The 20629-nt window shown below is 57.3% G+C and carries 19 protein-coding genes; 4 read left to right on the forward strand and 15 right to left on the reverse strand.

Annotated elements, in window-relative coordinates; translation table 11 throughout:
• Window positions 1-11: 11 nt before the first annotated feature.
• Genes ftsX through ftsY form a run of 3 tightly spaced genes read right to left on the reverse strand, consistent with a single transcriptional unit; the run spans window position 12 to window position 3051 of the window.
• On the reverse strand, window positions 12-1055 hold the full coding sequence (gene ftsX / locus HZS80_RS05250; protein WP_179915363.1) for a permease-like cell division protein FtsX: 1044 nt from the start codon (window positions 1053-1055) through the stop codon (window positions 12-14).
• On the reverse strand, window positions 1052-1720 hold the full coding sequence (gene ftsE, locus HZS80_RS05255; protein WP_035564792.1) for a cell division ATP-binding protein FtsE: 669 nt from the start codon (window positions 1718-1720) through the stop codon (window positions 1052-1054). Before ftsE ends, ftsX begins: the two co-directional genes overlap by 4 nt.
• Window positions 1717-3051: a signal recognition particle-docking protein FtsY gene (gene ftsY, locus HZS80_RS05260; RefSeq protein WP_179915364.1), complete on the reverse strand. Its 1335-nt coding sequence runs from the start codon at window positions 3049-3051 to the stop codon at window positions 1717-1719. Before ftsY ends, ftsE begins: the two co-directional genes overlap by 4 nt.
• 90 nt (window positions 3052-3141) lie before the next feature.
• On the opposite strand from ftsY, the gene rsmD reads away from it, so the two are divergent.
• Together rsmD and zapB are read left to right on the forward strand one after the other, a co-directional pair.
• Complete coding sequence (gene rsmD / locus HZS80_RS05265) at window positions 3142-3774, forward strand: 16S rRNA (guanine(966)-N(2))-methyltransferase RsmD (RefSeq protein ID WP_035564922.1); 633 nt, start codon at window positions 3142-3144, stop codon at window positions 3772-3774.
• A 135-nt stretch (window positions 3775-3909) separates the two neighbouring features.
• Entirely contained in the window at window positions 3910-4104 is a 195-nt protein-coding gene (gene zapB, locus HZS80_RS05270; protein ID WP_035564924.1) for a cell division protein ZapB, read from the forward strand.
• Window positions 4105-4142: 38 nt separating this feature from the next.
• Here the strand turns inward: zapB and HZS80_RS05275 are convergent, their stop codons facing one another.
• The 8 genes from HZS80_RS05275 to HZS80_RS05310 form a co-directional block, all read right to left on the reverse strand.
• Entirely contained in the window at window positions 4143-4619 is a 477-nt protein-coding gene (locus tag HZS80_RS05275) for a GNAT family N-acetyltransferase (protein ID WP_035564928.1), read from the reverse strand.
• Entirely contained in the window at window positions 4619-5488 is an 870-nt protein-coding gene (locus HZS80_RS05280) for a hypothetical protein (protein WP_035564932.1), read from the reverse strand. Before HZS80_RS05280 ends, HZS80_RS05275 begins: the two co-directional genes overlap by 1 nt.
• Complete coding sequence (locus tag HZS80_RS05285) at window positions 5485-5793, reverse strand: BolA family protein (protein ID WP_035564934.1); 309 nt, start codon at window positions 5791-5793, stop codon at window positions 5485-5487. The genes HZS80_RS05280 and HZS80_RS05285 overlap by 4 nt, the downstream gene beginning before the upstream one ends.
• 41 nt (window positions 5794-5834) lie before the next feature.
• The gene (locus HZS80_RS05290; RefSeq protein ID WP_035564936.1) at window positions 5835-7238 is read right to left on the reverse strand and encodes an MFS transporter; all 1404 of its coding nucleotides are present in this window, start codon (window positions 7236-7238) and stop codon (window positions 5835-5837) included.
• A 214-nt stretch (window positions 7239-7452) separates the two neighbouring features.
• A complete protein-coding gene (locus HZS80_RS05295; protein WP_179915365.1) occupies window positions 7453-7839 on the reverse strand; it encodes a hypothetical protein in 387 nt (128 codons plus the stop codon).
• A gap of 83 nt (window positions 7840-7922) precedes the next feature.
• Window positions 7923-9434, reverse strand: a complete 1512-nt coding sequence (gene lysS / locus HZS80_RS05300; protein WP_035564939.1) for a lysine--tRNA ligase — start codon at window positions 9432-9434, stop codon at window positions 7923-7925.
• 35 nt (window positions 9435-9469) lie between these two features.
• A protein-coding gene (gene prfB, locus HZS80_RS05305; protein ID WP_179915366.1) for a peptide chain release factor 2 occupies window positions 9470-10568 on the reverse strand; the annotation gives its coding sequence in 2 pieces (ribosomal slippage) (window positions 9470-10492 and window positions 10494-10568; 1098 coding nt in all).
• Window positions 10569-10731: 163 nt separating this feature from the next.
• Entirely contained in the window at window positions 10732-12060 is a 1329-nt protein-coding gene (locus HZS80_RS05310) for an OmpP1/FadL family transporter (protein WP_179915367.1), read from the reverse strand.
• A 264-nt stretch (window positions 12061-12324) separates the two neighbouring features.
• Here HZS80_RS05310 and HZS80_RS05315 point away from each other — a divergent pair, with 264 nt between their 5' ends.
• Both HZS80_RS05315 and HZS80_RS05320 read left to right on the forward strand, forming a co-directional pair.
• Window positions 12325-12753 (forward strand): MerR family transcriptional regulator, encoded by a 429-nt coding sequence (locus tag HZS80_RS05315; RefSeq protein ID WP_035564945.1) that lies wholly within the window; start codon window positions 12325-12327, stop codon window positions 12751-12753.
• Window positions 12750-15335 (forward strand): heavy metal translocating P-type ATPase, encoded by a 2586-nt coding sequence (locus HZS80_RS05320; protein ID WP_179915368.1) that lies wholly within the window; start codon window positions 12750-12752, stop codon window positions 15333-15335. The genes HZS80_RS05315 and HZS80_RS05320 overlap by 4 nt, the downstream gene beginning before the upstream one ends.
• A gap of 74 nt (window positions 15336-15409) precedes the next feature.
• Here HZS80_RS05320 and HZS80_RS05325 read toward each other — a convergent pair whose 3' ends face one another.
• The 4 genes from HZS80_RS05325 to HZS80_RS05340 are packed head-to-tail and all read right to left on the reverse strand — an operon-like array spanning window position 15410 to window position 20628.
• Complete coding sequence (locus HZS80_RS05325; protein WP_179915369.1) at window positions 15410-16039, reverse strand: YitT family protein; 630 nt, start codon at window positions 16037-16039, stop codon at window positions 15410-15412.
• A gap of 44 nt (window positions 16040-16083) precedes the next feature.
• The gene (locus tag HZS80_RS05330; RefSeq protein ID WP_179915370.1) at window positions 16084-17895 is read right to left on the reverse strand and encodes a single-stranded-DNA-specific exonuclease RecJ; all 1812 of its coding nucleotides are present in this window, start codon (window positions 17893-17895) and stop codon (window positions 16084-16086) included.
• Between the two features lie 22 nt (window positions 17896-17917).
• Window positions 17918-19306: a threonine synthase gene (thrC, locus tag HZS80_RS05335; protein WP_179915371.1), complete on the reverse strand. Its 1389-nt coding sequence runs from the start codon at window positions 19304-19306 to the stop codon at window positions 17918-17920.
• 5 nt (window positions 19307-19311) lie between these two features.
• Window positions 19312-20628, reverse strand: coding sequence for a homoserine dehydrogenase (locus HZS80_RS05340; RefSeq protein ID WP_179915372.1), 1317 nt, complete (start codon window positions 20626-20628; stop codon window positions 19312-19314).
• Window position 20629: the final 1 nt, after the last annotated feature.

Consider the following 20629-nt stretch of genomic DNA (forward strand, 5'->3'; position numbering starts at 1 on the left):
GGCCTGCTGAATCATTTTGGGCGGATACTTGAGAGATGGCGAGTTACCGCCAACCAAGCACCCAACCAGCCTAGTAGTGTACTGCAAGATAGCAGAATTGTAGAGCCTGTCACGTCGAGTTGAGGTAACGAGAAGCTGGCACCGTAGCTCGCCGCCAGGGCGGCCACCGGCAGTGACAGCCAGTGGTTCCCCACGCCCAGCAACCCGAGCGCTAACAACCCACCACCAATACCGTACCAAGCCCCACTGTATAGGAATGGGCGTCTGACAAAGGCGTGAGTGGCACCAATCAGCATCACCACTTCGATCTCGCGGCGGCGACTTTCCACCGACAGGCGAATAGTGTTACCAACCACCAGCAAAACGCCCAGGCCAAACAGCGCTCCCAGCGCCAGCGCAACGCGCCTTCCCAGTTCAGCCAGGTTTCTCAGCCGCTCCACCCAGGCCAGATCAAGACGCACCTCATCAACCCCGGAAAAGGCTTCAAGCGTAGCAGCTAACTGCTGCATGGCGGCCGGTTCGATGCTTGACGGGTGCACCACGATACTGATGGGCAGCGGGTTGCTCTCCAAACCCGCCAAGGCATTATCCAGCCCCAGCGACTCCTGAAACTCCGCCATGCCCTGTTCAGCGCTGATCAACTGCGTCTCAAGCACGCTCTGCTCAGCGTTGACCGCCTCTTCGATACGCTGCGCCTGGGCATCATCGGTGCTCAATTCCAGATAAACGGTGAGCGTGGCGCTTTCATCAAGCTCGGCATCCAGCAGACGCGCACTGTCCAGGGTCAACCACAGCGCAGCGGGCAGCACCAGGGCAATGGCGATGGCTAACATCGTTAGCAGATTACCCAAGGGATAACGTACCAAGCGCTGAAAACTATCCCACGCCATGCTGCGATGGTGGCGTCCCCAGGCCCGCAGACGGCTGGAAAAGCGCGTTTGTTGGGAACGTGCACCTCGCTGTGAGGGTTTATCGGCCGGTGGTTTAGCAGCAGCTTTACGCGGCGTTTTTAATGCCGCTCCCTGCTGACGCCTTGGCGTCGCGGAGGACTTCATGCTGCCCCCTCGTCGGCCACCAAACGACCATCGCTTAAACGCAGGATGCGGTGGCGCAACCGGGCAATCAGGGCCAAGTCGTGGCTGGCGATCATTACCGTGGTACCAATTCGGTTAAAATCCTCAAATAGCGCCATAATGTCCGCTGAAAGCTGTGGATCCAGATTACCCGTAGGCTCATCGGCAAGCAGTAGCGCAGGCTTGTTGACCACCGCCCGGGCAATGCCGACGCGCTGCTGCTCGCCACCCGACAGCTCTATCGGCAAAGCCTTTTCACGGTGCAGCAGCCCCACTTTATCTAACGCTGCGCGCACGCGACGGGCGGCTTCACGGGGCTCAACCCCCTGGATCTCCAGTGGCAGCGAAACATTGTGGAAAATACTGCGATCAAATAGCAGCTGGTGATCCTGAAAGACCACGCCAATCTGACGCCGATAGAACGGCACCTGGCTGGCATGCAGTTGGGCAATATCATGACCCGCAACGACGACGCGCCCGCGACTAGGTTTCTCAAGACGCATCACTAAGCGTAGTAGCGAGCTTTTACCCGCGCCGGAGTGGCCAGTCAGAAACACCATCTCGCCCCGAGCGACCCGAAAGTTGAGATGCGCCAGGGCTTCGAAACGACCGCCGTAGCGTTTTCCCACATGCTCAAAGGCGATCATGCGTTGGCATCGTCCCCTTGGCGGTCAAACAGCGCGTGGACAAAATCATTAGCCTCGAAGGGGCGCAGATCGTCGATACCCTCCCCTACGCCGATAAAGCGAATGGGTGTTTCCAACTGTTTGGCCAGTGCAAAGATAATGCCACCTTTGGCGGTGCCATCCAGTTTGGTTAGCGTGATCCCGCTAACTGGCACGGCATCATTAAAGGTGCTGGCCTGGGAAATAGCGTTTTGTCCGGTGCCTGCATCCAACACCAGCATCACCTCGTGTGGCGCGGTGTCATCTAGCTTCTGCATCACCCGATGGACTTTTTTCAGCTCTTCCATCAGGTGGCTTTTGTTGTGCAGCCGCCCGGCAGTGTCGGCGATCAGCACATCAACACCTCGCGCAGTGGCAGCCGCTACCGCATCGTAAATCACCGAGGCGCTGTCCGCACCGGTGTGTTGGGCGATCACCGGCACACGGTTGCGTTCACCCCAGACTTTAAGCTGTTCGACAGCGGCGGCACGGAAGGTGTCACCGGCGGCCAACATGACGCTTTTGCCTTCGCGCTGAAAACGCTGGGTAAGTTTGCCAATGGTGGTGGTTTTACCCACGCCGTTAACGCCTACCACTAAAATAACAAACGGCCCCTTGCCCGCCTTCTCCAGCACCAGCGGCTTGGCGACCGGCGCCAGCATGGTGGACAGCTCTTCCTGCAAGCCACGGTAAAGCGCCTCAGGGTTATTTAGCTCTTTACGTGAGACGCGCGCTTCCAGGCGCCCAATAATCTCGGTCGTCGCGTCAATACCGACATCGGCCATTAGCAGCTGCGTTTCCAGATCTTCCAGCAGCTCGTCATCAATCTGTTTTTTGCCTAAAAACAGATCGGCGATGCCGTCGGTTAGATTGGCACGGGTTTTCCCCAGGCCTGATTTGATACGTGCAAACCAGCCTTTCTGTTCGCCTTGCTGTTCACTTTTTTCGGCGACTGGCTTTTCCTGTAAAGCAGGACGTTGCGCCGTTTCACGAACGGGCTCTGGCTCTGGCTCTGGCTCTGGCTCTGGCTCTGGCTCTGGCTCTGGCTCTGGCTCTGGCTCTGGCTCTGGCTCTGGCTCTGGCTCTGGCTCTGGCTCTGGCTCTGGCTCTGGCTCTGGCTCTGGCAAAGTTTCCGGCACGGGCGGAGTCTCTTCAACGGCTTCCGAAGAGGTATCTGGAGCCTCAATGTCCCCCTCATCAGCTCGCTCTTGAGGCTGATCTTTTAGACGCTGCTCTTCCTCTGGCGCCTGCTGCGAGTCTTGGGGCGCCTGCTGCGGGTCTTGCTTATTCTTACGCTTAAAAAAACCAAACATGTGTGTTACTCGATATAAATAGTGAACATTAAGGTTATGCTAACACCCTAACCCGAGACTTTGGATAAGCAGCCCGCTACAATCCGCCTCATGACACGACAACGCTCCTCTCGCTCATCCGCCTCCCGCCGCACGCCTGCTCAGCGAGGTGGCAAGCCGCTTGGTAAATCACTTGGCAAACTGCGCATTATCGGTGGTGAGTTTCGCCGCCGTCAGCTGCCCATATTGGATAGCCCAGGCCTGCGTCCAACACCTGACCGCGTGCGTGAAACGCTGTTCAATTGGCTAGGACAGCAGCTTTATAGTCAGCAGGTGCTCGACCTCTTCGCCGGTACCGGCGCACTCGGTATTGAAGCGGTCTCTCGCGGTGCGGCCTGTGTCGATTTTGTCGAGCGCGACCCACGCGTGGCAGCGCAGCTGTCGACTAATCTGGCCTCTCTGCATATTACCTCAAGCACGGTGCATATTAACGATGTTCAGGCCTACCTGACACGCCCTGCACAGCCCTATTCACTGGTGTTCCTCGACCCACCCTTTCATCAGCAGTTGGCCGAACCGTGCTGTAAGGCGTTGGAGAGTGGCGGCTGGCTGAGTGACGGGGCAATGATTTACCTTGAAACCGAGACATCGCTTGCCCCAGAGGTCCCCGCCAACTGGCAGTTACACCGCGAAACCCAGGCGGGTGAAAGCACCGCACGGCTTTATCAACGTCAACAGCGGTAAACAGCGCTTGCCGCCGCGCGGTGGTGGCGTTACGCTCGCTTCATTCGTCCCTGCAGACAAGCTTTCCGCTTGTTTTTTTGGGTACTTTTTGACTACCTTTTTTTGGGTTCTCGTTTTTACGCTAGGGAGATATACATGAGTTTGGAACTATTTAATCAGCTTGAACAGAAAGTCACCGATACTGTTGACGCGCTGGAAATGATGAAACTGGAAAATGAAGAACTGCGTGGCGAAAACGACAAGCTGAAAGAGGAGCGCGAAGAGTGGGAGCGTCGCCTCAATAGCCTACTCAGCAAATTCGATAGTCTCGACACGGCCAGCGCCTCTTAATCGACGCCACTCGCGACCGACAGAGTCTCACGACCAGCTTAGAGGGTTCGCGACATCAGCAGTGCATCCTCGCGCCCGGCGGTACTTTGTGCCGCCGGGTCGCTTTGGGCCGAATGAGCGGCCTGAGCCGGGTAGTATCCTTTCCGGTACCCGTCTTCGGTAAGCCCCATGCGCTGATAGAGCCGAATAGCGTTTAGATTTCCCACTCGCACTTCCAGCAGCAGACGCTCACTTGACCAGCGCTTAGCCTGCGTTAAAACGGCTTCCATTAATGCAAAGCCCGCCCCACTTCGGCGGCACTCAGGCACAACCCCTATCGTTTGAAGTTCCGCCTCAAACGGCAGTCGCGCCACGATGGCGTAACCCAGCAGCTTTTCATCCTGCCACCAGCCCACTACACAGGTGTCTTGGCTGCCCAGCGCTTCCAGCATTTGCGAGTCGGAGGTACCGCTTTGTGCCTGACCCTCCAGTGCCTTCAATAAGGCTAGATGCTCAACGCTAAGTTCAGTGATCATCAAACTGCTGGCTCAGCGCCGGGTGAACTATCGCGGGTCCACTGCTGGTTTAAGGCCTGCAGCTCTGGCCATAGATCGCGCTTACTGCGGGTGCCGTCGAGAAGTGCAGCAAGCGAGGGGCCCTGCCATACAGGCAGCGAAAGCGTGTGACTTTGGCCTTCGTTCACGTTCATTATACGATCTAGCGGCGCTTGTTCAGCGCCCAGCTCGCCCCACCAGAGCAGCCGGGTTAGCTGCCACTCCTGCCGACTTACTTGGCCTGCAATAAAGGCCGCTAACCCTTCACGCGCTTCATCTAGTGGGTCCTCAACAGCAAAGGCGTTGGTCATTTGCGGCCAGGTAAAGTGCGTTACCTCCGGCAACGCGCTCTGCTGAATGGCCGCTGCTTGAAGTAGATTAGCCAACAACTGCTGCTCAAGCGCACTCATTTCGCCCGCTTGTAGCACTAGCCAGCGGCCATTAAGGCATAGACAGGAGAGGGAGAACTTAAGGGGCTTGGCTGGCGTAGCAAGTGTTGCATCAGCAGTAGGCTCAGCCGTATCGGATTGGGCGCTAACCTGCTTGGTTTGGCTCTGTTTGGCTTGGTCCGATTTTTCTGAGCTGGGCTTATCCTTCAGTAACAACGCGCGTACCGCCGAAGGCGAGGCGATAGCCTCGCCTGACGCCTGAGGCTCAGGCGCGTTCCGCCTTGGCGCAGGGGCATCATCCAACAACGCCTGCAGCCGCTCCCGGGGTGGCGTAGGTGCCGGCGCAACATCGTCCCACTCGCAGGCTTCAGTAGGCAGTGCATTGGGAAGTTGGTAGCGCGAGCCCCAGGCGGTAATGCCCATGGCGTCCAGATAGTGGCGCCGAATAACTTCCTGGTTCACTTTCCGCCGCCACGACAGTTGGGCGAATTCGGACGCTCTCCGCCACGCGCCTGCCACTCGGCGGGCGTATAAAGATGCAGCGCCAGGGCATGCACTGGCCCTGACAGCTCATCGGCCAATAGCGCATAAATCTGCTGGTGGCGCTTCACCGGCATCATACCGTCGAAGGCATCGCTTACCAGCGTCACTTTGAAGTGGGTTTCAGAGTTCGCGGGCACGCTGTGCATGTGGCTTTCGTTTTCAACCTGCAGCACATCGGGCGCGAGTGCCGCTAACTTCTGCTCAATCTGTGTCTGCAGCGTCATGGGGTTCTCCTTGAGATCACAAACCACTTTATTGTACGCGCTTACTGCCCGGCAGACGATGCCCGACGAGCGTGTAATGCACGCCTTGCCAGTGGCATACGTGCAACGCTTGCCAATAGCGCTAGCAGCGTGGTTATCGCCCCCAACCAGAGCGTTACCTGCACTGGCCACCCTAACGCCAGGGCGGCGCCAACCAGAGCAACGCCGAACGACTGGCCCACCGTGCGTGTTGTGCTCATTACCCCCGAAACGTTAGCGCTACGCTCCGGCGGCAGGCTACCCATCATTTCGCGATTATTGGGCGGCTGGAACAGCCCAAAGCCAATGCCGCATAACGCGGTGCGCCATAAACTGCCGGCTACACCGGTCGACTCATCAACTAACGCCAGCGCAATCAGGCCAATGATCAGCAAGCTAAGCCCTGTGCTGGAAAGGATGCTGGGATTGATCCTGTCGGCTAGGCGCCCGGCCACAGGACCAACGAACATGATAGCCAGCGGCCAAGGAGTGAATAGCCAAGCGGTTTCCAGCGGTGAAAACCCCATCTGTTCCTGGTAGAAAAATGACAGGGCAACAAACGTAAGACCCTGGCCAATAAAGGCAAGTCCTGAAGCAGAAACGGCCAGTGTAAAGCGCGGCTCGGCAAATACGCTAAGCGGCAGTAATGGATAAGGCGCACGTCGCTGGCGGGCAATAAAACCGCCACAGGCCAGCACCGTCAGGAGCGCCCAGCCACCGCTTTGCCAAATCGGCGCGGCGTGGCTCACAGCGTCCATGGCAATAAAGAAACTGGCCAGCATAACGACCGAGAGCAGCGCCCCAACTACATCAAAACTGCCTTTGCGCGGCTCTTCACGCGGCAAGGCGCGCTTGGCCAACCAAAGCGAACAGAGACCTAGCGGCACATTTAAAGCAAACAGCCAGGGCCAATCAGCAAAGGACAAGATCACACCGCTCAATGTGGGCCCCGCGGCGTAGCCACCGGCCACCACCAACGCGCTCAAGCCAAGCGCACTGCCCAGCAATCGCGAAGGGAAAATAGCCCGATACAGCGACGGACCAATGGAGAGCGTCGCGGCGGCGCCAAGCCCCTGGAAAGCGCGAAATACCAGCAGCGTTTCCAGGTTACGCGATAGCGCTGCCCCCAGCGCAGCGGCAACAAAGGTCGCCAGCCCGAACAGGTAAAGCCTGCGCCGTGTGATCAGCTCACTGATGCCCGCAAACACGAGTAAAAACGCCGCACAGACCACTTGAAAGAGGTTGGTGATCCATACCGCACGAGATGCCGACACATTTAAATCCGCGGCGATGGTGGGCAGCGCCAGATTGATCATGGTGGTGTCCACCACCGCCATTAAGGTACCGGTTACCAACGCCAGCACGGCCAAGGCACGCTCAGGCCCAGGCAGGCCATCGTCGCCAGGGCGGGTTTCAAACAGTCGCATAGCGAAGTCCTAGGGAAGAGTGTTCCTAAACGAAACGGCTAAAACCATTGTTTTCAGAATGCTTATTTTCAAAACCGCCGCCTTCAAAGCCATTGTTTTCAAAACAATTAACTTGAAAACAAAAAAACCGGCCTAAGCCGGTTTCCTAGTGCGCTAAATGGCTGTATCAAACAGCCGCGCAGGCAGCACTGAGCTTGCCTAAAATATTAGCACGCTAATCCTGCTCACTGTCTAATAACAATGCATCATCGACTTCGGAAATCTCAAGGGCTGTTTCGTCGTCCAAATCAATTGCTAGGTAGCTATGTTCAACGCGCACAAATTTTTGAAACAGTGCCCAATCTATCTTGTCCGGCCACTGGCGCTCATCCTCTTCCCAAGCGCGCAACTCAGTCTCGAGAATTTCCACACAGCGCTCGCGCACAAACGTTTCCAGCGCCTCTGGAGTATCCATCTCTGGAATCAGATAAATGGTACTTTCACGTTCGACGTCGTCCAGGGTCAGGTCGTCGTCTCCCATGGTGGGTTCCAGCGCGTTGATCCAGTCCACAAAGGGCTGGGTCGGCCTGACGCTCAGTGCGGAGCGGTTAAGCAGTTTCATGGGATTCTCCTCGCCGTCGAAACGTTGACCATTATGGGCGCTATAACGCGCCCTTACCAACTTTTCATCCGCTATCGAATGGTTTAAACCACTTCGGGGCGCATCGCCGGGAACAGCAGCACATCACGAATGGAAGGGCTGTCGGTAAACAGCATCACCAGACGATCAATACCGATACCTTCTCCCGCGGTAGGCGGCATGCCGTACTCCAGTGCGCGCACATAGTCCGCATCGTAGTACATCGCCTCCAGGTCGCCAGCGTCTTTTTCCGCTGATTGGGCGCGGAAACGCTCTGCTTGGTCTTCGGCGTCGTTGAGCTCCGAGAACCCGTTGGCGATTTCGCGCCCGCCCACAAAGAACTCAAAGCGGTCGGTGACAAAGGGATTCGCGTCATTACGCCGAGCAAGCGGACTCACTTCAGCCGGGTACTCGGTGATAAAGGTGGGCTGATCCAACTTGTGCTCGGCCACCTCTTCAAAGATTTCCGTCTGCACCTTGCCCAGGCCCCAGCTCTCCTTGACCTTGATGCCGAGTTTCTCAGCAGTGGCCCGCGCCGCTTCCAGCGAATCCAAATCGCTGTCGGCAATGCCGTCACCGTGATCAAGAATCGCCTGACGCAGCGTCAAGCGGGCAAAAGGTTTGCCGAAATCGTAGCTCGCTCCCTGATACTCAATCACCGCGCTGCCGAGCACTTCTTCAGCCGCGGTGCGCAGCATGGCTTCGGTCATATCCAGCAGGTCGCGGTAATCCGCGTACGCCCAGTAGAACTCCACCATGGTGAATTCTGGGTTGTGGCGCGTTGATAACCCTTCGTTGCGGAAGTTGCGGTTAATCTCGAACACTTTTTCAAAGCCGCCCACCACCAGACGCTTGAGGTAAAGCTCTGGCGCAATACGCAGATACATGTCGATATCCAGCGCATTGTGGTGGGTAATGAACGGCCGTGCCGCCGCGCCGCCGGGGATCGGCTGGAGCATCGGCGTCTCTACTTCCATAAAACCGCGCGCTTCAAAAAAACGTCGCATGGAGCTGATCACCGCTGCGCGGGTTTCAAACACCTTGCGCGACTGCGGATTCATGATCAGATCCACATAGCGCTGGCGATAGCGGGCTTCCATATCGGTGAGGCCGTGAAACTTATCCGGCAGCGGACGCAGGCTCTTGGTGAGCAGCTGCGCCTCCTTCATCATCACGTACAGATCGCCCTTGCCAGATTTATGCACCGGCCCGTGGGCAGCAACGATGTCACCGATATCCCAGCTTTTAACGTCTTCCAGTACGTCGGCGGGCAGGCCCTTTTTATCCACGTAGAGCTGGATTTGCCCAGCCACGTCCTGAATGACGATGAAGGGGCCACGTTGACGCATCACACGACCGGCCACCGCAGCGTGGTGATCCAGCGCTTCAAGCTCGGCCTTGTCTTTATCGCCGAAGGCATTTTGCAGCTCAACGGTTAAGCTGTCGCGGCGAAAATCGTTGGGAAACGCACTCTTTCCCTGCTCAGCGGCGCGCTCACGGCGAGCAGTCAGCTTGGCACGGCGCTCGGCGATCAGGTGGTTTTCGTTGTCTGCAGGAGACGCGTCTTGGTTAGCCATGGGGCACCCTGTTCATGTTCAAACGCTAAAAAAAATTACAAACCTTGCTTTAGGCTAGCAACGATAAATTGATCAATATCCCCGTCGAGCACTTTATCGCAATTGCTGGACTGCACGCTGGTGCGCAAATCCTTGATGCGCTGGTCGTCAAGCACGTAAGAACGGATCTGGCTGCCCCAGCCGATATCCGCCTTGGAGTCTTCGGCCTCCTGCTTGGCGGCATTTCGCTTCTGCATCTCGTGCTCCCAGAGCCGCGCCTTTAACTGCTTCATGGCAAAGTCGCGGTTGGCGTGCTGGCTGCGCTGGCCCTGACAGGCCACTACGATGCCGGTCGGTTCGTGGGTGATCCGCACCGCTGAATCGGTAGTGTTAACGTGCTGACCGCCTGCACCACTTGAGCGGTAGGTATCAACACGCAAGTCCGAGGGATTAATTTCCACTTCAAAACTGTCGTCAATTTCCGGTGACAGAAAGACCGAGGCAAAGGAGGTGTGCCGACGACCGCCGGAATCGAACGGACTTTTACGCACTAGCCGGTGCACACCGGTTTCGGTACGTAGCCAACCGAAGGCGTAATCGCCCTGAACATGCACAGTGGCTGACTTAATGCCCGCCACTTCGCCCGCGGAGATTTCGGTGATATCGGCTTTAAAGCCGTGGCTCTCCGCCCAGCGTAGGTACATGCGCAGCAAAATATTGGCCCAATCCTGGGCTTCCGTACCACCGGAACCGGACTGAATTTCCAGATAGGCGTTATTTGGGTCCATTTCGCCGGAAAACATGCGCCGAAACTCAAGCTTCTCCAGCGCGGCTTGCATGCCGTCCAGCTCATGGCGCACCTCATCAACGGTGCCTTCGTCCTCTTCCATCTCGGCAAGCTCTAACAGATCCCGGCTATCGCCCAGGCCCTGCTCAAGGTCATCAATGGTCGCCACAATGGCTTCAAGGGAGGCACGCTCTTTGCCTAATTTCTGCGCGTAGTCTGGATCATTCCAGACATTGGGGTCTTCCAGTTCGCGGGTGACCTCTTCTAGCCGATCTTTCTTCTCGGCATAGTCAAAGATACCCCCTAAGAACGTCTGTCCGCTCAGACAGGTCCTTGATCTGGTTGTGAATCGGGTTGGTTTCCAACATGGGATCGCCCTAGCTTTGTCTGTATCTGGTCGTACAGAGGTGTATCGATCAGAAAAGCGCATAGTGTAACGAAAGCCGACACGCCCCGCATCCAATGGCCTGTCACAAGGCAATAAAAAACCCGGCGTGCGCCGGGTTTCATGGGGGTTTAGCTCTCTAAAGCTTAAAAGCGATAGGTTAACTGCGCACCAAAACCGTGGGCTTCGTTTTTGTAGTCGGCTGAGTAGGACGCGCCGCCTGCACCTTGGAGCAGGTCGTTACGATCCTGTTCAACAAAGGTGCCTCGCTCCGTGAGATAGGAGTACGCCACGTCAATGGTCATATCAGGCGTTGGGCTCCATCCTGCCCCCAGCGAGAAAATACGCCGATCGTCAGAAGGAATACGCACGCTGCGGTCTTCATCATTGGTGGGTGTAAAGTCCAACGTTACCCCAGCACGAAGCGCTAATGTCTTCGTTAACTGATACTCGCCGCCGGAGGCAAACGCCCAGGCGTTTGAATAGTTCTGAACTTCTTGGGTAATCGTATCGCCTTGGCTACCGGTAACCAAAATTTGATCAAATTGGCTCCAGCGAACCCAGGACGCCCCGAACATCAGTTTGAGACGATCGGTCATCTGCTGGGTTACGGAGAAGTTAACCGTCTCCGGGGTGGTTAAATCCAGGTTCGCGGTATCTGAGCGAAGGACATTACCCTGGGGATCGGTAGCGCTAAAATCCCCTTCCAATGTGTAGTCCACTTTTGAACGGTAAGTCAGACCCAAGGTGGTTTCGGGTATCGGGCGATAGATCACGCCTAAGTTGTAGCCCCACGCTTCGTCTTCGCCGTCAACGCGCGAGTCGATATCGGTAGCTGGATTAAACGTAGCTTCAGAGGGTAGCTGGCGACGCAGTTCACCTTCCACTTGGTTATAGGTAATACCCGCACCAACCGACCACTGATCATTAAAGCGATAAGAAACCGTCGGCTGCGCACTGATCACCTTGACTTCGGTATAGTCGCCAAAATAGCGTCCCTGGAAATCATCTTCGTAGTCGGTTTTGGAGCCAAAGGGTGCATATACCCCGAACCCAAACGCTAACTGATCAGTCACTGGCTGCGCATAGAATGCAAAAGGAATGGGAGTACCTGGCACCATATCGCCATCATTCCCCCCAGGAATGCTGCCGATGGGAATCTGATTGCCATTGGGGGCCCCGCCAGCGGCCACACCCGAATCAATAAAGCGGCTAGCTTCGACATTAGAAAGATCAGTATTTACGTTTAGATAGGTTCCCCCAACCGTCACTTGCGCACGATCCAAAAACGACATACCCGCCGGGTTACCGTACACAATGGTTGCATCATGGATGTTAGAGCTTCGCCCGGCATGGCCATAACCCTGCCCACTCACGCTCTGCTCGTTAATTTGATACCCGCCCGCGTGGGCTTGGCTAGCGAAAGCGGCCGTAATGGCAGCAGCCAGGGTGAGCTTATTAAATTTATTATTCATAGTGGGCCTCTCTTCCCGATGATCCAGTGGATACCGACGATCCACCCTCTTTATTTTTACATGACTGTTTTCTCGCAACTGAGCCAAAGGTTCAAGGGCAAACGTTCGTTTTATTTTATTTCTGGCTTATACATTAGTCGCACGACCGTTTTAAATCAGTGTTTTAGTCATTTCAGCTGATTGAATAAAGACACCCTTGACCTATGGGTAACCCATAGGTTCTACACTCAATAGTGACTATTTAACCGGTCGGGAGAACAGGCCATGAAAGTTAACGAGCTTGCCAAACGTGGCGGGGTTACTGCGGAGACCGTGCGCCACTACGCTCGTGAGCGGCTACTTGCTCCTCAGCGCCACCCGGATAACGGCTATCAGCTATTTTCAGATAACGACTTAGAGCGGCTACGGTTTATCCAGCGGGCGCGCAAACTAGGGTTTAGCGTGGCGGAAATTCGCGACATCCTCACTCATGCCGATCAAGGCGATTCCCCCTGCCCCTTGGTACGCGACTTACTTGCCAGCCGCCTGCCACAAATTCGCGCACGCATTGCCGAGCTGGAAGCGCTAGCCGAACGAATGGAACAGGCCATGGAGAGCTGGCAGCAGATGCCCGACGGCTCCCCCGACGGCCACAGCGTGTGCCGCCTGATTGAGAGTTTTCCTGACGCCACGTCTACCAAGGAGACCCCATGAGCGACGCCTCTACCGAAGCCGCCTCAAGCGTAAGCCCTGCCAATGGAGCCACCACGCGAACCATCCCCGGCATGAATTGCCAGGGCTGCGTCAAGCGTATGCGCGAGGCGATTCAAAGTGGTGACCCTGAAGCAGACGTCACCGGCATGCCTAGCGAAAAACGCCTCGAGGTTGTTTCGACTCTAACCGACGCCGAGCTTGATCAACGCTTGACCGCGGCGGGCTACCCGCCAGGCGAAGCAGCGCTGGAGGAAGCAGCCCCAGACGATGCTGATAAGCAGCCAGAAACCGCGGCACCCGCTGATGCCGAAGCTGAAAAAACTGCAAGTGCTCACTCCCATTCTCAAGGGCAAAGCAAGAAACAGCGCTTGGCAATTAGCGGGATGACCTGCGCCAGCTGCGTCAACAGCGTTCAGAAAGCGCTTGAACGTACCGAGGGTGTGGACACCGCCAGCGTCAACTTTGGCAGCCACTCCGCCCAGGTGTTTGGCAGTGCCGAGACCCAAGCGTTAATCGCCGCCGTTGAGTCAGCGGGCTATGGTGCCGAGCCGATTGTGGATATGCGGGAAGCCGAACGCACCCGGGCAGAGCAGGATGCCAAGACCTACCAAAAACGGCTACGCGGCAGCACCATCTCGTTGGCACTGGCGATTCCACTCATGGTTAGCATGCTGTTTTTCCACCCTCATCCCATGGGGCTGGGGCGTCTCTACTGGTTGGTGATTGGTCTATTAACTCTGGGCATTATGGCCTTCCCTGGGCGACACTTTTTCGTCAACGCCTGGAAGCAATTTAAGCATCGCCAAGCCAATATGGATACGTTGGTTGCCATAGGCACCGGCACTGCCTGGCTCTACTCCATGACGGTGGTGCTGTTCGCCCCGTGGTTGCCGGAAGTCGCTCAAGGCATCTATTTTGAAGCCTCCGCCATGGTGATCGGGCTGATTCTGCTCGGCAATGCCATGGAACTGCGCGCCCGCGGCCGGACCAGCAATGCTTTAAAGCGCCTGCTTGACCTACAGAGCCGAACAGCGAGGGTTATTCGCGACGGCCATGAGCAGGAAATTGAGATTGATGCCGTGCAAGCAGGCGACCAAGTTCGAGTGCGGCCCGGCGAACGCTTGCCTGTGGATGGCCAGGTAACCGAAGGCGAAAGCCATATTGATGAGTCGATGCTTACTGGCGAGCCCCTACCGGTAGCGAAACGTGAGGGGGATGACGTCAGCGCTGGCACGGTGAATGGCCGCGGTGGGCTGGTGTATCAAGCAACGCGAGTAGGCGCCGACACCCGGCTGGGCCAGATTACCGAGCAGGTGGCGAGCGCTCAGAACTCGCGGCCTCCGATTGGCGAGCTCGCCGACCAGGTCTCCAGCGTGTTTGTCCCCTCGGTGATGATTATTGCCGTGCTGACTGCCCTGGTGTGGTTCAACCTAGGCCCCGCTCCCCAGGTGATCCATATGCTGGTGACGGCGACCACCGTGCTGATCATTGCTTGTCCCTGCGCGCTGGGCCTGGCCACGCCAATCTCGACCATGATCGGCGTCGGTAAAGCGGCAGAGCACGGGGTACTGGTACGTAGCGGCGAGGCGCTGCAAACCGCTAGCAAGCTGACCACGCTAGTCGTTGATAAGACCGGCACGCTCACCCAGGGCAAGCCCAGCGTTACCGATGCACAAATGTTTGGCGTGGAGCAATCCACCGTACTGGCGCTGGTGAACGCACTTGAGCGCGGCTCTGAACACCCGCTGGCAGCGGCGTTAATGAACTATGCGGATGAACACAACGCTGCCCCTGCCGAGATTAATGGTTTCGACAGCGTGACCGGTGGCGGGGTAAAAGCCCAAACCGCCGACGGCAAAGCGCTGCTGCTGGGCAATGCACGCCTGTTAAGCGAGGCTGGAGTGGATCTCAAAGCAGGTGAAGAGCAGGCCCACGCTATGGAGGAGCAGGCCCGCACACTGGTGTATCTAGCGGTGGATGGCAAGCTGGCCGCCCTGTTTGGCATCAGCGACCCGCTTCGTCACGATACTATTGCCGCGATCAAGCGCCTGCAAAAAGACGGCTTAACCATTGTGATGTTAACCGGGGATAACGAGCATACCGCCAAAGCTATTGCCCGGGAAGTGGGCATTGATGAGTTTCGCGCGGGCTTATTGCCTGAAGACAAGCACGCCGAGATCGAGCGCCGTCAACAGGCGGGGGAAATCGTTGGCATGGTGGGCGATGGCATCAATGATGCCCCAGCGCTGGCCCGAGCAAATGTGGGCTTTGCGATTGGTCAAGGCACCGATGTGGCGATTGAGAGCGCGGGCATCACGCTAATGCGTGGCTCGCTGCACGGGGTGGCGTCTGCGATAGAGATCAGTCGCGCCACGCTACGCAATATCAAACAGAACCTGGTGGGTGCCTTTGGCTACAACCTGCTGTGCATTCCCATCGCGGCGGGGGTGCTTTACCCGATCACCGGCATGCTGCTCTCACCGATGATAGCGGGCGCTGCCATGTCACTCTCTTCCATCACCGTAGTGAGTAACGCCAACCGCTTGCGGCTGTGGAAAGCCAGCCAGGAGGACGCCTCATGAGCTTATTGATCAATTTGGCAGGCCTGGGACTCATCATGCTAATAGTGTGGTGGTTCTGGCTTGGCTAAACGCCTTTAGCTCACTCCAATATAGCGCCCTGGCTTATGGTTCAGGGCGATAATTAGATTGAGCGTCAGCGCCCCTAGTACCGAATAACCCACGCGATCCAGCGGTAGCTGCGTTAACGCAATCAGCAGGATAACGCCATCAATGGCCAGTTGAACGTAGCCTGCACGCAGGCCATGTTTATCCTGCAAGTAGAGCGCGAGAATATTGATACCGCCAAGGCTGGTGCGGTGACGAAACAGCATCAGCATACCGATGCCCATCAGCGCGCCGCCCATTAACGCAGCGTAGATCGAGGGCACGCTGTCAAACTGCACCCAGCCTTGGGTTAGCTCCGAAAACAGCGATACCAGACCAATAGCGGCGAAGGTACGTAGGGTAAAACTCCAGCCCATACGCTTCACCGCCAAGTAGTAAAACGGCAGGTTAATGGCAAAAAAATACACCCCAAAGCCCCAGCCGGTCACGCTGCTGGTCATATAGCTGAGCAGCAGCGCCAAGCCTGCGGTACTGCCGGTCAGCAACACCGCATGGGTGTAAAAGGTCACCCCCAGCGCGACAAAGAACGTGCCCAGCAGCATCGCCATCACATCTTCATAGGGGCGATGCTGATCCTTGGGTAAATCTTCAACACGCATGGGAGCGTCCTTACTTAGGCTGTTGAGGTTGTTAAGTGGCTAGTTTAGATAGCGCTGGCATGCTCGACCATTAACTGCAGCGTCTCGCGGCCGCGCCAGCGATTGCGATTGAGCTTATAGGCGCAGTGCAGCGTATCGCCTACGTTAAAACCTGGCAGTTCCCCCGGCGTTAACGCACGAAACCAGATCGCTTTGCAGGTCACCGGGCCAGTGGAGAGTTCCAGCATCAGGTGCGCGCCGTCGGCACCCACCGGGCGCAGCGCCTCGACAATAAAGCGGCCTTCAAACAGCGGCGGGTCAAATTCCCGTCCGTAGGGGCCGAGCGTTTCGATCTCTTGCAGGGTGGTCAGCGAAAGCTGCGCTGTTGAAAGCTCGCCATCCGTCCATAGGCGCGGATAGAGCGTTCGCCCCTCCAACTGCTCGCCTACAGCCCTCAAGAAAGCCGCTTTAAAAGCGTCAAGCTGATCCCGTGGCACGCCTACCCCTGCCGCGCCACTATGGCCGCCAAAGCGTGGTAACGCCTCGGGAGCAAGCTCATAGGTACGCTGAAGAGCATCGCGCAGGTGCAGTCCGTCAATTGAGCGGCCAGAGCCGGTTAGCATGCCCGGTGCTGTTGCTTGAGTTAGCACCAGTGCCGGGCGCCCGTAGGCCTGGACCAATCGCGAGGCGACGATACCCTGTACGCCGGGGTGCCCGTCTTCAAGCAGCACCACCACGGCGGGCTCGTCGGCGTCCAGCGCCGCTGTAGCTAGAGTGCGCGCCTCGGCGGCCATATCGGCCTCAATTGCTTTACGGGACTGATTATCCTGATCCAGCACGTCGAGCTGGCGATTGGCGACTCCATCGTTCTCGGCCAGCATAAAGTGCAGTGCCGCATAGGGGTCGTCCAGCCGCGAACGGGCGTTGATCCGCGGCCCCATCTGAAACGCTAACGTCTCCGCGTTAAACGGCACGCTGTCGGCGCCTAAGCGCGTGGCCATGGCCCGCCAGCACGCGGCGTCCATGCGATTAATCAGCGTTAAACCATGATTAACCACCGCGCGGTTGGCGGGGCTGCCACCCAGGGAAACGCAATCCGCTACCGTGCCTAGCGCTACGTAAGAGAGCCAGGGCGACAGTTTAGGTGTTGAATCCGGCAGCGCTCCCCACTCGATCAATACTCCGCGCGCCAGTGACATCAACAGCCACGCCACCATACAGCCGGCGATGGTTTTGTCAGGATAGTCACAGTCCGAGCGAGTAGGATTTACGCAGGCATAAGCAGAAGAGGGCGGCCCCTCGATAGGCAGCGCATGGTGGTCGCTGACGACCACGTCGATACCTGCCGCTTTTAGGCGCGCGATTCTTGGCTCATCGGAGCTGCCACAGTCGGCGGTAATCACCAGGGTCGGAAACGGCTTTTGCGCCAGGGTGCGCTCTACCAGCGGCAAGCTGATGCCGTAGCCGTCGTTAATACGATGGCCAATCAGGCTGTGCAGCTTGCCTTCCGGCACCCCAAACAGCTCCACCAGCGTGCGCCGGATCACCACGTGGGAGGTAATGCCATCCACGTCGTAGTCGGTAAGAATACCGATCGCCTCACCTTCTGCCACCGCCTGAGCGATACGTTCGGCGGCGCGGCGCCCATCTGCAAGCTTCTCGGGATGCGCCAGATAACGCAGGCTGGGCTCGATTAATGGTAGCAACTCTCCGCTGTAACCAGGCAAGCGGGAGGCTAGCAATCGCGCCTGCAGTTCGCTTAACCCTTCCGCTTGTGCACGGGTATAAAGCGCCTCGTCCACCGGACGAGGCTCTAAGCGCGGCCTGGTTGTGCTAGCAGACAGCGTGCTATGGGGTAAATCGATCACTGAGGTCATCGCTGTCTCAACGAACGGGCATTCAACGCCGGTTTTCCGCGACAAACTGCTGAACGGCGGCAAGCTCTGCTGGAAGCACGGTATAACGCTCTTCGCGCTCTAGCAGGTCTTCCATATGCGGTGGCAGTGGCACGCCCAGGAAGCCCGCTTTCACCACGGCTTCGGCAAACTTGGCCGGATGCGCCGTCGCCAGGGTAATCACCGGCGTTGACTGATCAGCGCGGGCGCGCTCGGCGGCAATATAACCGGTCGCCGTATGCGGATCGAGCATCTCACCGGTGCGTTTATGAGCGTCACGGATCACTTCCAGAATCGTTGCATCGTCCACGCTGTAGCTTGCGAACTTCTCGCGCAGCTTGGCAAGCGGTGCGTCGGCCAAGGCCGTAGGCTCCTGCTGGAAACGCTCAAGCAGGGCTGCCACGGCCATACCGTCGCGGTCGTAAGCATCAAACAGCAGCCGCTCGAAGTTAGACGACACCACGATATCCATAGAGGGAGCCAAAGTAGCCGCCAACTCCTTTTTGGAGAAGTCGTTGGCGGCCAGCGTACGGTGCAGAATATCGTTGGCGTTAGTAGCGATGATGAACTGCTTCACCGGCAGGCCCATTTTGTAGGCCATGTAGCCTGCAAACACATTACCGAAGTTGGCGGAGGGCACGCAGAAGCTCACCTCGCGGTGCGGTGCGCCCAGCGCAACGCCTGAGGCGATGTAGTAAACGATCTGGGCCATAATACGCGCCCAGTTGATCGAATTCACCGCCACCAGACGTGTACCGTTCAAGAACGTTTGGTCGGCAAAGCTTGCCTTGACCATCGCCTGGGCGTCGTCGAAATTGCCTTCGATGGCAATATTGAAGACGTTATTGGCCAGTACCGAGGTCATTTGACGGCGTTGCACTTCCGAGACCCGGTTGTGCGGATGCAGGATAAAAATATCCAAGTTGTCGCAGTGGCGACAGCCTTCAATCGCTGCAGAGCCAGTATCACCCGACGTCGCGCCCATGATCACCGCGCGCTCGCCACGCTTTTTCAGGAAGTGATCCAGCAAGCGGCCTAACAGTTGAAGCGCCACATCTTTAAACGCCAGCGTCGGCCCATGAAACTGCTCAAGCAGGAAGTGATTGGCATCTAGCTGCTTAAGCGGCACGACCGCATCGTGATTAAACGTCGCGTAGGCTTCGGTCACAATGCTACGGAACGTCGTGTCGTCGATCTCGCCGTTCACAAACGGCTTCATCACCCGAAAGGCGATCTCCGCATAGGAAAGCCCGGCCATATCGGCGAGCTCTTCGCGGGAGAATTCAGGCAGTGTTTCCGGGACATATAAGCCGCCGTCGCTGGCCATGCCGGTAAGCACTACTTCTTCAAAAGAGAGCGCAGGCGCCTGCCCACGCGTGCTGATATAGCGCATCTGGGCTACTCCCCTTCGTCCAGGCTTTCCACGCGAATGCGTGTTAGCGGCCCGGCGATATCGGCCATCGACTCAATTTCACGAATCGCTTCGTTCATCTGCTTCTCTTTGGTGCGGTGGGTCAGCAGAATGATCGGCACCAATTCACCCTCGGTAGCCTCTTTCTGAATCAGCGCTTCGATAGAGATGCCCTGTTCGGCCAGAATCGTTGCTACTCGCGCCAGCACGCCGGGGCGATCTACCGCCAGTAGACGCAGATAGTAAGCGGTGATGATGTCTTCCATCGGCATGATGGGTAGCTGGCTGACATCTTCGTCAATGCCGCTGAACGCCAAGTAAGGCACCCGGTAGTGGTGATCGGTGGAGATATCCCGGGCTACGTCGAGCAAATCGGCCACGACCGCTGAAGCAGTCGGCTCTGCACCTGCACCAGCACCGTAGTAAAGCGTCGGCCCAACGGCATCGCCCATGATCGCAATCGCGTTTTTCACGCCATGCACATTGGCCAGCAGGCGCTCTTTAGGAATCAGCGTGGGATGCACGCGCAGCTCCAGGCCTTGGTCGGTGCGTTTGGAGATACCCAGGTGCTTGATCACATAGCCAAGGTTATCAGCCTGCTCGACATCTTCCGCGGTAATCCGCGAAATGCCTTCGGTAAAGGCTTTCTCAAACTGCAGCGGCACGCCGTAAGCAATCGAGGCCAAAATCGTCAGCTTGTGCGCGGCGTCGATACCTTCCACATCAAAAGTGGGATCGGATTCGGCGTAGCCCAACGCTTGGGCTTCTGCGAGCACGTCTTCAAAGGCACGGCCTTCGTCGCGCATATGGGTAAGAATATAGTTGCCGGTGCCGTTGATAATGCCCGCTACCCATTCGATACGGTTGGCACCCAAGCCTTCGCGCAACGACTTAATCACCGGAATACCACCCGCGACCGCGGCTTCAAACGCCACGATAACGCCCTTTTCGTGGGCAGCCTTGAAGATTTCGTTACCGTGCACGGCAATCAGCGCTTTGTTGGCGGTGACCACGTGCTTGCCGTTGGCGATCGCCGTCAGCACCAGTTCGCGAGCGATATCGTAACCGCCAATCAGCTCCACCAGAACATCGACATTGGGGTTGGTGGCAACTTCAAACACATCAGAGGTGGCATTGATGCCGGTAATATCGCAGTCAGGATGAATACTGCGGTGAGCAACCTGCTCAATCACAATAGGACGGCCAGCACGACGCGCAATATCGTCAGCGTTGCGGGTCAATACGTTAAAGGTGCCGCCACCGACAGTGCCTAAACCACAAATACCTACTCTTACCGGTTTCAAA

The sequence above is a fragment of the Vreelandella glaciei genome, from assembly GCF_013415125.1.
GTDB classification, from domain to species: Bacteria; Pseudomonadota; Gammaproteobacteria; order Pseudomonadales; family Halomonadaceae; genus Vreelandella; species Vreelandella glaciei.